We start from the raw sequence: 14,409 nt of genomic DNA, 5'->3' as shown, positions 1-14,409 counted from the left end.
TCTAGCTTCTAGCTTCTAGCTTCTAGCTTCTAGCTTCTAGCTTCTAGCTTCTAGCTTCTAGCTTCTAGCTTCTAGCTTCTAGCTTCTAGCTTCTAGCTTCTAGCTTCTAGCTTCTAGCTTCTAGCTTCTAGCTTTGATCGTCCTGCGGACGATGACCTCGCTTCGCTCGGTTCGCACCCTAAACGGTGCTCCTACAGCGGCTTCGTAGAAAAGCAGATGCTGAGGAACTTCCCGCCTTTCTTTATCGAAGCGAGCGTAGCTCGTAGCTCACTCCTGCCTTTAACCGTCGATTAACCCTTTCTCGCGCAACACCTGAATAAACAGGTCCGGCTCCGGGCGCACTCGGTAATTGTCTGTCAGGTGCTGATACACCAGCCGACCTTCGCCATCCACGATAAACACCGTGGGCATCACCGTGTCACTGTCGTAGCCCAGCGCTTCCAGGCCAGCCGGTGTACCGCCGGCATCGACAATACCCAGGGCTCGTGCCGCCTGGTTGTCGTCATCGCGCAGGTATTCAAAATCCACCTGAAATTGTTTTGCCAGATCCGCAGACTGGCTATGGGACTGCGGGCTAATCAAGGCCACCCGCACACCCTGCGCCTGCAACGACTGGTATTGCGCCGCCACTTCACGAATCTGTGCCATGCACAACGGACACCAGTTACCACGGAAGAACAGCATCACCAGCGGCTGGCCCGCGTAATCCGCCAGAGAAACCGGTTTCCCCTCCAGATTGCTGAACGAAACAGCAGGAAGCTGTTCACCCAGCGCCACATTCGCCCGGCGAGCACCGTAGCGGCTGTACCAGCGGATATACGCATGCACCCCAAGCAGGTTGAGAACCGCAAGGCTAACCATGACCACGCAGGCCAGCCCGGCCAATGCCAGGCTGATGACAGCCAGCGTACCCAGCAAGGTCGGCCAGAACACTGCCGGCAGATTCTCGCTGGTGCGAGCCGGTTTCAATACGAACAGATAACTGAAGAATGCCACCGAGGGGACGCAGGTCAGCAGCAGTACCGCCCACGGCCAGCCGCCACCGGTAAACAGCTGCCAGAGCGCCATGCCGGTGGTGAACACCGCCAGGGAAATAAACGCGGAGATAAACAGTGATTTAAGGCTTTTCATGGTCGTTCCCGTTTCGAATCAATCCATAAGATGCAAAACCGGCATGCGCGTTACAAGCCAAATGATGTTAACGAAAAAAAGATCAGGTGGTGCAGGTTTCCAGCAAACCGCGCAGCTCCGGAATACAGGAGCCACAGTTGGTGCCCGCTTGGCAGCCTTTGCCGATGGCTTCCACGGAATCTGCACCCTCTTCCACCACCCCCTCGATGGTTTTCTGGCGAACCTGGAAGCAACTGCAAATCACCGGCCCCAGATCCGGCCCGGCATCCGCCGGTTGCCCGGCAAGAATGGCCATGTGCTGTATGTCCGCATCGTCAACAAAGCAATCTGCCAACCAATCCACATCGCACAACGGCAGGGTTTCACCGATGGCCAGCCAAGCCAGCAAACGACCATCCTGGTCCAGCGCCGCGCGCCGGTAGTGCCCGGTGGCGGGGTCGTTCAGCGCCAACCACTGTGCCGCTTCTGGCAGCCAGTCGTGGAGCTGTTGTTCGGTTAGGTCCGCATCGCCGGCCAGCCGATAGCGCTGTACTTGGCCCGCCTGCAAAAATGCATCGACGGGAACTCGGGCCCAGTACTCCACGGCGGGCGGGGACGCCGCCGTGAACAACCAGCCATGCCAGCGGGGTTGCCAATCGCTAACGTTAACCGGCGTATGCTTGAACGCCGGCTGGCCGGAATGCGGATCCAGACGTGCCGGCACCAGGGCATCGACCCGGGCGCGGCGAGAAAACTGATCGGTCCAGTGCATGGGCATAAACGCGGTGCCGGGGCGCTGCCCGGTATCGCAGGTGACCCGCACCAGCGCATCACCGACACGGCTGGTCAGGCGCACGAAACCGCCCTCCTGCAATCGGTAACGCTCAATATCCTTGGGGTGCAACGCCGCAAAGGGCTCACTAAGGTGGGCAAACAGGCGCCCGGCACGGCCGGTGCGCGTCATGGTGTGCCACTGGTCCCGAATCCGCCCGCTGTTGAGAATGATCGGGAAGGCATCGCCGATCTGCCGCACGGGCGGGTTCTCACAGGTCACAAAACGTGCCCGCCCACTGGGGGTAGAAAACTGGCCGTCCGCATAACAGCGGGGATCGCCATTCAGCGGCCACTGCTGGGGCTGCCACTGGGCATATTGGTCGGCGCTCAAACCCGCGGCCCCGGTCAAATCCAGCCGCTTGCCAAATTGGCCGGCCACCGCGGTGAGCGCCGAAAACTCGGCAAAAATGTCGTGTTCATGCTGATAGGGAAAGCCGTCGGCAAAGCCCATGCGTTGGGCCACTTCGGTAATAATCCACCAATCGGCCTTGGCTTGACCGGGAGCAGGCACAAACGGCCGCTGACGAGACACACAGCGTTCGGAGTTAGTGACCATGCCGGATTTCTCGCCCCAGCCCAGGGCCGGCAAGCGAATATCCGCACAGGCGAGCGTGTCACCGCTGGCCACGCAGTCAGACACCACCACGATGTCGCAGGCCATCAGTGCCTGGCGTACCTTGTCGGCCTCCGGCAACGAATCCACCGGGTTGGTGGCCATGATCCACACGGCTTTCACCTCACCGCTGGCTACCGCCTCAAACAGCTCAACGGCAGTCAGACCGTTTCTTGTGGCCAATGCCGGTGCCTGCCAAAAATCCGCCACCGCGGCGTGATGCGCCGGGTTGTCGATATCCAGATGCACCGCCAGCTGATTGGCCAGCCCGCCCACTTCCCGGCCGCCCATGGCGTTGGGCTGGCCGGTGATGGAAAACGGGCTGGCGCCGGGCTTGCCGACCCGGCCAGTGGCCAGGTGCGCATTGATAATGGCGTTGCCTTGGTCAGAACCATTACGGGCTTGATTCACGCCCTGGGAAAACACAGTAACGGTGCGCTCGCAGGCGGCGAACCAATGATAAAACGTGGTCAGGTCCACCTTGCTCACGCCCATTGCCTCGGCCAACCCATCCCAGTCGTTGCCCTGGCTGCGGGCGGTTTCCAGGGTCGCCTGAAAGCCTTCGGTATGCGCGTCGATGTACGCCCGGTCCAGCGCCTTATTATCGTCCAGCCAAGTCAGCAGGCCATTGAACAGCGGCACATCCTGGCCCGGGCGAATAGCCAGGTGCAGGTCAGCCAGGTCGCAAGTGGCAGTGCGGCGAGGATCGATAACCACCACTTTCATGTCCGGGCGCGCCTGTTTGGCCGCCACGATTCGCTGGTACACGATGGGGTGCGCCCAGGCAGTATTCGAGCCGGTGAGGATAACCAGATCCGCCAGCTCCAGATCCTCGTAACAGCCGGGCACCACGTCTTCACCGAAAGCACGCTTGTGGGCGACCACCGCGCTGCTCATGCACAGTCGGGAATTGGTATCGATGTTGGCGCTACCGATATAGCCCTTCATCAGCTTGTTGGCCACGTAATAATCTTCGGTCAGTAGCTGGCCAGAAACATAGAACGCCACGGCATCCGGGCCGTGCTCAGCGACGATGCGACCGAACCGCCCCGCCACTTCATCCAGCGCCTGATCCCAGGACACCACCTCGCCATCCACTTCCGGATTCAGCAGGCGGTCCTGATCGCCGAGGGTTTCCAGTACCGATGAGCCTTTGACACAAAGCTTCCCGGCATTGGCCGGGTGCTGCGTGTCCCCTTTCAGGGACACGCCGTCGGTGCGGATACCGCAACCCACGCCGCAGTACGGGCAGGTAGTACAGGTAGATAACGGGGCGTTCATTGGCTCCGTTTCCTGGGTCTTCGCTTCAACACTCACGCAGCGATTTCCTCCGAATTTTCATCACTGTCGCCGGGGCGCTTGCAGAACGCCTCGCCCAGCAACAGGGTTTCACGCAGCGCGCTGATATCGGTCTTTTCATTCCACAGTTTTTCGAAAAACGGGGCGTCAGACACATCGCCATACAGCACCATGCCGACCACACGGTTATCGCGAATCTGTACACGCCGATAACTGCCGGGCAGATTCAGCTGCAGGGTTTCCCCCTGGCTGGCGCCCTTCTCTTTATCGCCAAGAAAGTCACCACAGGACACCAGATCAATACCGGAAATTTTCAATCGTGTGGCGGAATCGGCGTAGAGGTAGCGGCGGTGCCCCAGCTCTGCCAGGTGGCTGGCACAAACCGACGCTTGCTCGTACAACGGCGCCACCAGGCCGAAGGTGCGTTCCCGGTGCTCCACGCATTCACCGATGGCATAGATGGCCGGGTCAAAGGTCTGCAGGGTGTCGTCAACACGCACCCCCTGATTCACGGTCAGCCCAGCACTGGCGGCCAGCTCGGCGCGGGGCACAATACCCACTGCCTGCACCACATAGTCCGCCGGCAACCGCTGACCGTCCGCCAAATGCACGGCGGCCACACGGCCGCGGGCAACTTCGGAACGGTTATTGCCTGAGCCTTTTTTTGGTTTGTCTTTTTCTAAAGAGATGCCTTCGATGGACTGGGTACGCGCTTGCATCACGAACTTGAGCCCACGGGCCTCCAGGTCCTGTTGCAGGCGATGCCCTGCGCTTTCATCCAGCTGCTGGTTGAGCAGATGGCCGCGACTGTGGACCAGGGTCACGTCGTGCCCCTGCTTCACCAGCGCGTCCGCCGCTTCCAGCCCTAAAAAACCGCCGCCCACGACGACCACACGGGCCGCCGAGAGCGACAACAACCGCCGTACGTCGTACAGGTCACGAAAACTGACCACGCCATCCAGAGAGACGCCTTCCACCGGCAACTGACGCGGCGCGGCACCGGTGGCCAGCAACAACCGGTCATAATCGAGCATATGCCCGGCGGCGGTTTCCACCTGTCGGCGACGGCGATGAATAGCCACCACCGGGGTGCCGGTAATCAAGCGAATATTGCGATCCCGATACCACTGGTGGGGGTGCGTGGTAATGGTTTTTTCATCGGTGCCACCGCCTAACAGCGGTGACAACATGACGCGGTTATAGCCGGCGAAGGGCTCATCCCCCACCACCGTGATCTGATACAGATCCGGTGCCAGGCGGGTCAGCTCTTCCAGCAGACGGCACGCCGCCATGCCGTTACCCACTACAACCAGTCGCTTCATTATTGCGTCACTCTTCTGGTTCGTTTCAGGCAGGGGTCGCCAGTTCGATCATGTCACCGGTCACCCGCACCGGGTACACGCTCAGCTTGACGCTGTCGTCTTCGATGCATTGCCCGGTTTCCAGATCGAAGTGCTGTTTGTACAACGGTGAGGCGACCACGCGCTTGTCGCCCAACGAGCCCAACAGCCCCCGGCTGATCACGTTGGCATGGCTAAACGGGTCCATGTTGTCCAACGCGTAGAGCTTGCCATCACGGGTACGGAACAAGGCGGCCTGACCCTTGGGCAGGCGCACGCCCACCCCGGTACCCGGCAACACATCGTCGACGCTGCAGATTGCTTTCCATTCCACGGTCACTGCGCTGTTCATGGCTTACGCCTCCTCGACCAGTTCGATGCGTTCGTGCTCGAAAGCGGGACGACGCTGGCCGCGCTCACGCACATAGGCCAGGTTGTCATCCGCCTCGGCGGTCTCATTGATGAAGTGGTTAAAGCGTTTCACCGCTTCGGGATCCTCAATGGTGGATTTCCACTCGCACTGATACGTCTCAATCACGTGCTGCATCTGTGCTTCGAGTTCCTCACCCATGCCCAGCGAATCGTTCAGGATCACGTCTTTCAGGTAATCCAGCCCGCCTTCCAGGTTTTCCAGCCAGACGCTGGTGCGCTGCAGGCGGTCCGCCGTTTTAATGTAGAACATCAGAAACCGGTCGATGGTCTTGATCAGCTGCTCGTCGGTAAGATCGGAGGCGAACAAATCCGCATGGCGCGGACGCATGCCACCGTTACCACACACATACAGGTTCCAGCCTTTCTCGGTGGCGATGACGCCCACGTCCTTGCTCTGCGCTTCGGCACACTCGCGGGTACAGCCGCTCACCGCCATCTTGATCTTGTGCGGGCTACGCAAGCCCTTGTAGCGGTCTTCCACCTGAATGGCGGTGCCTACGGAGTCTTTCACTCCATAGCGACACCAGGTGGACCCCACACAGGATTTCACCGTACGCAGGGATTTACCGTAGGCGTGCCCGGTTTCGAATCCGGCATCCACCAGGATCTTCCAGATTTCCGGCAACTGCTCCACACGGGCACCAAACAGATCCACCCGCTGGCCGCCGGTAATCTTGGTATAAAGATCGTATTGCTTGGCCACTTCCCCCAGCACGATCAGTTTGTCCGGGGTGATTTCACCGCCCGCCACACGGGGCACGATCGAATAGGTGCCGTCGCGCTGCATATTGCCCAGGAAGTAATCGTTGGTGTCCTGCAGCCCGGCATGGGGTTTGTTGAGCACCCAGTCGTTCCAGCAGGAAGCAAGCACGTTGGCCACGGTCGGCTTACAGATGTCACAGCCGTCACCGCTGCCGTGTTTTTCCAGCAACTCATCAAAGGTGGTGATCTGCCCCACGCGTACCAGGTGATAGATTTCCTGGCGGGAATACGCGAAGTGTTCGCAAATGTGGTTGTTCACTTCCACACCACGTTTTTCCAGCTCGCTGTCCAGCACCTGTTTCACCAGCGCCGAACAACCCCCACAGGTGGCCGATGCCTTGGTGCAGGCCTTCAGGTCGCCCACGGTCTGGGCACCACCGTCGATGGCGGCACACAAATCGCCTTTGGAGACGTTGTTACAGGAACAAATCTGAGCCGTGTCAGGCAGTGCATCGGCGCCCAGCAGCGGGGCACCATCAGACATGGGCGCCACCAGGGCAGACGGATCGCCAGGCAGGTCCATTTCGTTCAGACAAAGCTGCAACAGGTTGCCGTAATCCGCGGCATCGCCCACCAGCACCGCGCCCAACAGTTTCTTGCCGCAAGCACTGATCACCGCCTTCTTGTAGACACCGGCGGTCTGGTCCATGAACACGGTGCTACGACAACCCGGCGTGTTGCCGTGTGCATCACCGATGGACGCCACATCCACACCCATCAGTTTCAGCTTGGTGCTCATGTCCGCACCGGCAAACTGCTGTTCGGCTTTGCCCATCAGATGCTCGGCAGCCACTTCGGCCATTTGGTAACCCGGCGCCACCAGGCCAAAGATACGACCGTCCCATAGCGCCACTTCGCCAATGGCATAAATATGTTCGTCGGAGGTGACACAGTGGTTGCTCACCACCACGCCGCCCCGCTCACCAATTTCCAGTTCGCAGGCGCGGGCCAGGGTGTCCTGGGGGCGAATGCCGGCGGAGAAAACGATCACATCGGTTTCCAGGTGCTTGTCTTCACCGAAGTTCATGCGGTGCGTGCAATGTTCACCGTCGACGATATCTTGGGTGCCGGTGCTGGTGTGCACGGTAACGCCCAGTTCCTGAATCTTGTCTTTCAGCAGGCCACCGCCGAAGTCATCCACCTGCACCGCCATCAGGCGCGGGGCGAACTCCACTACATGAGTCTCGAGGCCCAGATCGTGAAGCGCCTTGGCCGCTTCCAGGCCCAACAGGCCGCCGCCGACAACCGTGCCCACCTTACCGGTCTTGCTGGCGGCAATCATGGCATCTAGGTCGTCGATGGTGCGGTACACAAAGCAGTTATCGCGATCGTTGCCGGGAATCGGCGGCACGAACGGGTAGGAGCCGGTGGCCAACACGGCCTTGTCATAAGGCAGGGTCTCACCGGTATTGGTAGTGACTGTTTTGTTGGCCCGATCAATCGCGTCAACTTTAGTATTCAGTTTCAGCGTAATGTCGTGCTCTTCGAAAAAACCTTCCGGCACCAGCGACAGGTCGTCGGCGGTCTTGCCGGAAAAGTAGCTGGTCAGCCCTACGCGGTCATAGGCCGGCAGCGGCTCGGCACACAGTACCGTAATATCAAAGTGCTCTCGGCCGCCCTGGGCCACCAGAGACTCCAGATAACGTTGTCCGACCATCCCGTGGCCGATCAGAAGAAGTTGTTGCTTTGCCATAAGGCTCACCCTCGCGGTGCGTAACTGACACCAGCACTACAGCAATCCCTATGCCAACTCCATAACTCGTTGTATTAAATAGTTTTATTCTATTTTTTATCGAATAACCACAAAAAACCTGCTTTCTTTTAATGCGTCAGTGCACGACATGAATGCACTCTTGCGTGCACCGTAATGATCCAGAAACGCTCCCCATTTGCGCACATTTTCCACGCCCCCTCTTTGCCCTCCACAAATAACGCATATAAAACAAAAAGTTAGGAACATGGCACAGGAGTTGCTCAGCTTCGATTGTCGCTAACCGCCCATGCACGGAGACTTCATGAGCGCTCAAAACCTGAATTTGTTGAACCTGTCCCAGCCTCGCATACGGTTACTGCATCTAAGCTGGGTCGCCTTCTTTATTACTTTTGTGGTGTGGTTTTCCCACGCCCCATTAATGGGGCATCTGCGCGAAGCCTTTGATCTGAGCGCTGAGCAAATCAAGGCGCTGTTGATTCTTAACGTGGCGCTGACCATTCCTGCCCGGGTGGTGATCGGCTCATTGGTGGATCGGTTTGGCCCACGGCGTGTGTTCGGCCTGTTGCTGATACTCGCCGCCTTTCCTTGCTGGGCCTTCGCCCTGTCGACCACCTTTGAACAATTGGCGGTTACCCGTCTGTTGATGGGCTTCGTCGGAGCCGGGTTTGTGGTCGGTATCCGCCTGATCAGTGAATGGTTCCCGGCTCGCGAAGTGGGGCTTGCTGAAGGTGTTTATGGCGGCTGGGGTAACTTTGGTTCCGCCGCCGCGGCCATCACGCTGCCTACAGTGGCGTTGCTGTTCGGCGGTGACAATGGCTGGCGCTGGGCAATTGCCAGCACCGGTGCATTGGCCATGGCTTACGGTGTGTTCTTCCTGTGGCGGGCCCGCAACACACCGGCTGGTGCCTCTTATTTCAAACCGAAAAAAGCCAGCGCACTGGAAGTCAGCACCCGCAAGGATCTGTTTTTCTACCTGCTGATGAGCTTGCCGCTGTATATCGCGCTACTGGTGATCGTATGGCGCCTGGGCCCCACCAACCTGGATCTGTTTGGCAGCACCACACAAATCATTCTGGCCGCGCTGATCATCAGTTTGGCGGTTGTACAGTTGGGCCAGGCATGGCGCGTTAACCGCGAGCATCTGAAAGAAGGTGTAGCTGAGCATGATCGTTACAGCTTCAAGCAAGTGGCTATTCTTGATCTGGCCTACATGGTGACTTTCGGCTCGGAATTGGCCGTGGTTTCCATGCTGCCGCTGTTCTTCACCGACACGTTCAGCCTGTCTGCGGTTACCGCCGGCCTGCTCGCCTCCGGTTATGCCTTTATGAATCTGGTAGCGCGACCGGGGGGTGGCTGGGTGTCGGACAAGTTTGGCCGCAAGAAATCCCTGGCGATCATGCTGTGTGGCCTGATGGTGGGCTACACCATGATGAGCCAGATTGCCGGCAGCTGGCCCATCGCGCTGGCCGTTATCGCGACCATGTGTTGTTCGTTCTTCGTGCAGGCGGGTGAAGGCGCCGTATTCGCCACCGTACCGCTAATCAAGCGCCGTCTCACCGGGCAGATTGCTGGCATGGTCGGCGCCTACGGCAACGCCGGTGCAGTGATTTTCCTCACCGTACTCACCTTCGTCGAACCGTCCACGTTCTTCCTGGTGATTGCCGCCAGTGCGGCGATATCTCTCGTCGCTGTTCAGTTTCTGGATGAGCCCAAGGGGCACATTGCGGAAATCGATGACGACGGCAATGTTCAGTTGATTGAGGTTGGGTAATGAGACAAGTTGCGAGCTCCAAGCCTCAAGCGACAACGCATTTGACGATTTCATAAATCCCGAACGTCACTAGCCGCGCCCGGAACCCGGAGCGCGGCCGAGTGACATGAAAATACAAACAAACCAGGCTCGCGTTGCGGCTTATCGCTTGAAGCTTGTAGCTGCACGGGATTGGGTGAGGAACCCATGCCAACCCAAGGAGAGTTGACGATGGATGTATCCACCGCTGCTGAAAGCAGCCTGCCCCCTCCACGGGAACCGGATCTACACCCACGGGTGCGTATCGGCCAATTCAGTGACAGCGGCCCCAAGCTGCATAACCAGGACGCCTTGGCCATGCAGGTTCCGGAAGGCTCGCTGATGCGCACCAAGGGAATTGTGGCGGCACTGGCCGATGGCCTGTCTAGTGCGGGCGCTGCCCGCGAAGCGGCAGAGTCCTGTGTGCTCGGTTTTATCAGTGATTACTACGCCACCCCGGCGCTATGGAGCGTGCCACGTTCCGCACAACGGGTCCTCGAAGCCCTGAACCGCTGGCTCTGCCGGCAAACGCTAGCCGGGGAAAGCCACCTGTGCACGCTGTCCCTGTTGATTTTGCGTTCACGCACCGCGCACATTTTTCAGGTGGGCGATTCCCGTGTCTGGCGCATGCGCAACAACAAGCTGGAATGCCTGACCCGGGACCACAGCCGGATGATTGGCGAAAATCGCCAGGTACTGACCCGCGTCATGGGCGGCGACACACGCCTGGATGTGGACTACAGCAGCAGTGATTTGCAGGTGGGGGATGTCTATTTGTTAACCAGCGATGGCGTGCACGGTTTTCTTTCCCGCTCACGCATGCAAGGCATTTTGCGCGGCACCAGCCAACCGGAACTGGCCGCACAAACCCTGGTGGAAGCGGCACTGGCCAACGGCAGTGATGACAACCTCAGCTGCCAAGTACTGCAAGTGGAAGGGTTACCCGATGCCAGCGCCGATGAAACCCTGAAACAACGTGGCAACCTGCCCCTGCCCCCGCCACTGTCTGCCGGCATTCGTCTTGATGGCTTTACTGTTAAACGGGAGCTCTATGCCAGTGTGCGCAGCCATTTGTATCTGGTGGAAGACAAGGACGGAAAGCAATCGGTACTGAAAACTCCCTCTGTGAACCTGGAAGATGATCGCGATGCCCTGGAACGTTTCGTCATGGAAGGCTGGGTAGGTAACCGGTTACGCAACCCGCATTTGCTGCATGCCCTGCCATTACCTGAAAATCCGTCGTGCCTGTATCAACATCTGGAATTCATCGACGGGGTCACCTTGAAGCAGTGGCTCAAGGAGCACCCGGATGCACCAGTGGAAGAAAAACTGTATCTGGCTGATCAATTACTCAACGGCGTGCGCGCCCTGCACCGCGCCGATGTGATTCACGGTGACCTGAAGCCGGACAACATCATGGTGGATACCACCGGGCTGGTGCGCATTGTGGATTTTGGCAGCTGCCATTGCCGCGGCATGGAACAGCACATCGCCAGTATTCCGTTAGGGACCCGGCACTACAGCGCGCCGGAGCTGGTAGAAGGCGAAGCGCCCAGTGAGCAGAGTGACCTGTTCTCCACGGCGGTGATCATCCATGAAATGCTCACCGGCGCCCTGCCCTGGCAGGGACGCTATGAAAAAGCTGTGCACCGCCCGCTTCCACCCCTGCAGAGTCACAATGCGTTTATTCCTCTGTGGATTAACAGCGTGTTGCAACTGGCGCTGCAACGGCAACCGAAAATGCGCTTTACTGATGCGGCTGAATTCCGTGACGCACTGCGCCGACCGGTACGCAGCAGCAAACCGATGGTCGACAGTAATATTCGGCAATTGCGAATGTGGAAAGGCGCCGTGGTCGTGCTGGCCGTCTTGTTGCTGATCAGCGTGACACTACGCTGACGCGACCGTAGAGGGCATAGACGGCCGTACGCCTATCTCCGCCCTCTATGTCGAGGCTTATTCTGTAAAAGTGCCTAGGGTGAAGGTTTGGCCGTTACTGTGCACTTGCAGGGTATCGCCCTGTTGCTCAGCCCAATCAACCAATTGGTAAAACGCAGCGCGACCTATCAAAGCATTGAGATTCTCTCGCACGCACAGGTACGGAGAAGGCTCGCCGGTTTCGCTATCCGTGTTAACCCAGATGGGGTGGCCGGCACCGGCAACCACATGGCTGCCCACATTGGTCGTGAACACCAGTTTTGTGGTGCCGTCTTCTTCAACTTGCTGCACTTCTGTAGCGACAAAGGGCGCATCATCCACCTGAATGCGCAATTTCTCCACCGGCGTTATCAGAAAATAATCATCCTCTTCGCGCAGCAAGATGGTAGAAAACAGCGCCACCATTCTTTCGCGCTCAATCGGCGATTCCTGATAAAACCAGGTGCCATCGCGGGCAATACGCATATCAATATCGGCATGGCGTTCCGGGTTCCACTGATGCACCGGCGGCAAGCCGGTTTCATCCCCGGCGGCTTTTTCCAGCAGCGCCAGTAGCTCTTCGGCCTGTTTCATCGTGATCCCCGCTGACCTTTGTTACCCATCCGGATACCAATTTCGATCAGAAAATCGAGGAAGTCGTCCTTGTCGTCAATTTGCTTCTGGTAGAACGGCGATTCCATCAGCGCCACCGCACCATGGGCAAACGCCCAGGCAGAACAGATGTGGTACATCGGCGGCACGTCTTCCAGCGAGCCTTCCGCCATCCGAGCTTTGACGATATCAGTAAGCCGGGCAAAGTTCGTTTCGCGGATGCTGTGCAGTTTTGCTACCAGTTCAGGCAGGGCATGATCCTTGATGACCTTGTTTTCCAGTCGATCAAACAGCTGATAACGCTTGGGGTCGGAAATCCGAAAACGAAAGTATTCCCGCGCCAGGCGTTCCTTGTTGTCATCATCGGAAATCTGCTGGAACACACCAGCCAGATCTTCCTCATAGCGCAGCATCAACAACAGATAAATTTCGTTCTTGGTTTCGAAATGCTTGTAGATAGTGCCTTTGCCAATGCCCACCCGGTCCGCGATCATTTCCACGGTTACCCGGTCTTCGCCTTCTTCCAGAAAAAGGGCCAGGGCCGCATCGAGAATCTCACGCTCGCGCTGACGAAACTCCTGAGCCTTGCGTGTGGCTTTTTCCAGATCACCCATCTATTTCTCCTTGCGCCCGGGTATGCGGGCTAAAGCCGACTGAACAGTCGCAATTCTAACGCATTCCCTTTTTATACGCATATCGGATAGCTACCTTTCGCATTTCCGATACTGCCTGCCAACAACCTGTTCATGGAAACCCACCGCCGGTTAGCATAGCGTCATGGTTTTGCACCACGCATTTCGCTCAACCCGACGCACGGAGGCAACACAACATGGCCAGCTCTGACGGTAGCCCCCCGAATATCGCAACAGAATTCCCCCAGCAGGACGGCCTGCTTTACCTCAATCACGCAGCCGTCGCCCCTTGGCCACAGCGGACCCAGGACGCGGTAACCGAATTTGCCCGCCAGAATGTGAGCATCGGCGCGCGGGATTATCCGCACTGGTTGAAGGTGGAACAACGGCTGCGTGAGCGACTGGCCTGGTTGGTGGGGGGGGTTAGCAGCGAGGAGATCGCCTTGCTCAAGAACACGTCAGAAGGCCTGTCGGTCATTGCCCAGGGCCTGGAATGGGATGCGGGTGATCAGATTATCATCAGCGATCAGGAATTCCCCTCCAACCGTATTCCCTGGCAAGCCCTGGCCAATCAGGGGGTCGAGGTCATTGAAGTCAGCCTGGAGGGAGACAACCCGGAACAAAATGTCATTGACGCCATGGGGCCACGCACCCGGCTGGTGTCACTCTCGGCCGTCCAGTACGGCACGGGGCTGCTGATGGACATGGCGCCCATCGGCGCCGCCTGCCGGGCTCAGGGCACGCTTTTCTGTGTGGATGCCATTCAGATTCTCGGCGCGCTGCCGTTCTCAGCCGAGCAAGTGCAGGCCGACTTTGTGGTGGCCGACGGCCACAAGTGGATGCTGGGGCCGGAAGGGCTCGCCCTGTTTTACTGCCGCCGCGCGGTGCAAGACCAGCTCATTCTGCGTCAGCACGGCTGGCATATGGTGGCCGATCCAGGCAATTACACCCGCCAGGACTGGCAACCCGCCAGCACCGCCAAACGCTTTGAATGCGGCAGCCCAAACATGCTCGGCGCCCATGCCCTGAACGCGTCACTGTCTCTGCTAGAGGACACTGGCATGGACGTCGTAGCCGATGCCCTGCAACAGCGTGTGCAACGGCTGATCGACGGACTGAACGACAAAGGCGCCACATTGCTAAGCGCCTCAGCCCTGCAACGACGGGCCGGAATCGTCACCTTCCGTCTGCCCGAAGAAGCCCCCGGCGACACCTTTCAGCGCCTAAAAAAAGGCGGTGTGGTGTGCGCAGAACGCGGCGGTGGTGTGCGCTTTTCGCCACACTTCTACACTGCCGATTCGGTCATCGACCAGGCTCTGGCCCTGCTGTAAGCTCCTGAACCTCATACGCGCCTC

At 58.7% G+C, this 14,409-nt stretch carries 10 protein-coding genes; 3 read left to right on the top strand and 7 right to left on the bottom strand.

Translation table 11 applies throughout. The features are described from left to right. Positions 1–279: 279 nt before the first annotated feature. The 5 genes from ABNH18_RS07320 to nirB all read right to left on the bottom strand — a co-directional run bounded on the left by ABNH18_RS07320 (position 280) and on the right by nirB (position 8,083). Positions 280–1,131: a peroxiredoxin family protein gene (locus tag ABNH18_RS07320; protein ID WP_349382184.1), complete on the bottom strand. Its 852-nt coding sequence runs from the start codon at positions 1,129–1,131 to the stop codon at positions 280–282. A gap of 82 nt (positions 1,132–1,213) precedes the next feature. Next, positions 1,214–3,838, bottom strand: coding sequence for a nitrate reductase (locus ABNH18_RS07315; RefSeq protein WP_349382186.1), 2,625 nt, complete (start codon positions 3,836–3,838; stop codon positions 1,214–1,216). A 32-nt stretch (positions 3,839–3,870) separates the two neighbouring features. Beyond that, complete coding sequence (locus ABNH18_RS07310; protein WP_349382183.1) at positions 3,871–5,178, bottom strand: NAD(P)/FAD-dependent oxidoreductase; 1,308 nt, start codon at positions 5,176–5,178, stop codon at positions 3,871–3,873. A 25-nt stretch (positions 5,179–5,203) separates the two neighbouring features. Continuing rightward, on the bottom strand, positions 5,204–5,548 hold the full coding sequence (gene nirD, locus ABNH18_RS07305; RefSeq protein ID WP_349382182.1) for a nitrite reductase small subunit NirD: 345 nt from the start codon (positions 5,546–5,548) through the stop codon (positions 5,204–5,206). A gap of 3 nt (positions 5,549–5,551) precedes the next feature. Next, a complete protein-coding gene (gene nirB, locus ABNH18_RS07300) occupies positions 5,552–8,083 on the bottom strand; it encodes a nitrite reductase large subunit NirB (protein ID WP_349382181.1) in 2,532 nt (843 codons plus the stop codon). Positions 8,084–8,405: 322 nt separating this feature from the next. Here nirB and ABNH18_RS07295 point away from each other — a divergent pair, with 322 nt between their 5' ends. Together ABNH18_RS07295 and ABNH18_RS07290 are read left to right on the top strand one after the other, a co-directional pair. Next, positions 8,406–9,875 (top strand): NarK family nitrate/nitrite MFS transporter, encoded by a 1,470-nt coding sequence (locus ABNH18_RS07295; RefSeq protein WP_349382180.1) that lies wholly within the window; start codon positions 8,406–8,408, stop codon positions 9,873–9,875. A gap of 210 nt (positions 9,876–10,085) precedes the next feature. Beyond that, a complete protein-coding gene (locus ABNH18_RS07290; RefSeq protein ID WP_349382179.1) occupies positions 10,086–11,792 on the top strand; it encodes a bifunctional protein-serine/threonine kinase/phosphatase in 1,707 nt (568 codons plus the stop codon). Between the two features lie 57 nt (positions 11,793–11,849). On the opposite strand, the gene ABNH18_RS07285 is transcribed toward ABNH18_RS07290, so the two are convergent. Then, positions 11,850–12,404: a DUF1285 domain-containing protein gene (locus tag ABNH18_RS07285; RefSeq protein ID WP_349382178.1), complete on the bottom strand. Its 555-nt coding sequence runs from the start codon at positions 12,402–12,404 to the stop codon at positions 11,850–11,852. After that, positions 12,401–13,036: a TetR/AcrR family transcriptional regulator gene (locus ABNH18_RS07280; RefSeq protein ID WP_349382177.1), complete on the bottom strand. Its 636-nt coding sequence runs from the start codon at positions 13,034–13,036 to the stop codon at positions 12,401–12,403. The genes ABNH18_RS07285 and ABNH18_RS07280 overlap by 4 nt, the downstream gene beginning before the upstream one ends. A 215-nt stretch (positions 13,037–13,251) precedes the next feature. Between ABNH18_RS07280 and ABNH18_RS07275 the strand changes: the two genes are divergently transcribed. After that, complete coding sequence (locus ABNH18_RS07275) at positions 13,252–14,385, top strand: aminotransferase class V-fold PLP-dependent enzyme (protein ID WP_349382176.1); 1,134 nt, start codon at positions 13,252–13,254, stop codon at positions 14,383–14,385. The last annotated feature ends 24 nt before the right edge of the window (positions 14,386–14,409 follow it).

Origin of the sequence: Alcanivorax sp. (assembly GCF_040118815.1) — a bacterium.
Classification (GTDB): Bacteria; Pseudomonadota; Gammaproteobacteria; order Pseudomonadales; family Alcanivoracaceae; genus Alcanivorax.
The sequence above is the reverse complement of the archived record's forward strand: the minus strand, read 5'-3'. Positions and strand labels throughout refer to the sequence as shown.

Coding starts and splice junctions, on each gene's coding strand:
- ABNH18_RS07320 (WP_349382184.1), bottom strand. CDS start 1,131: ATGAAAAGCCTTAAATCACTGTTTATCTCCGCGTTTATTTCCCTGGCG.
- ABNH18_RS07315 (WP_349382186.1), bottom strand. CDS start 3,838: ATGAACGCCCCGTTATCTACCTGTACTACCTGCCCGTACTGCGGCGTG.
- ABNH18_RS07310 (WP_349382183.1), bottom strand. CDS start 5,178: ATGAAGCGACTGGTTGTAGTGGGTAACGGCATGGCGGCGTGCCGTCTG.
- nirD (WP_349382182.1), bottom strand. CDS start 5,548: ATGAACAGCGCAGTGACCGTGGAATGGAAAGCAATCTGCAGCGTCGAC.
- nirB (WP_349382181.1), bottom strand. CDS start 8,083: ATGGCAAAGCAACAACTTCTTCTGATCGGCCACGGGATGGTCGGACAA.
- ABNH18_RS07295 (WP_349382180.1), top strand. CDS start 8,406: ATGAGCGCTCAAAACCTGAATTTGTTGAACCTGTCCCAGCCTCGCATA.
- ABNH18_RS07290 (WP_349382179.1), top strand. CDS start 10,086: ATGGATGTATCCACCGCTGCTGAAAGCAGCCTGCCCCCTCCACGGGAA.
- ABNH18_RS07285 (WP_349382178.1), bottom strand. CDS start 12,404: ATGAAACAGGCCGAAGAGCTACTGGCGCTGCTGGAAAAAGCCGCCGGG.
- ABNH18_RS07280 (WP_349382177.1), bottom strand. CDS start 13,036: ATGGGTGATCTGGAAAAAGCCACACGCAAGGCTCAGGAGTTTCGTCAG.
- ABNH18_RS07275 (WP_349382176.1), top strand. CDS start 13,252: ATGGCCAGCTCTGACGGTAGCCCCCCGAATATCGCAACAGAATTCCCC.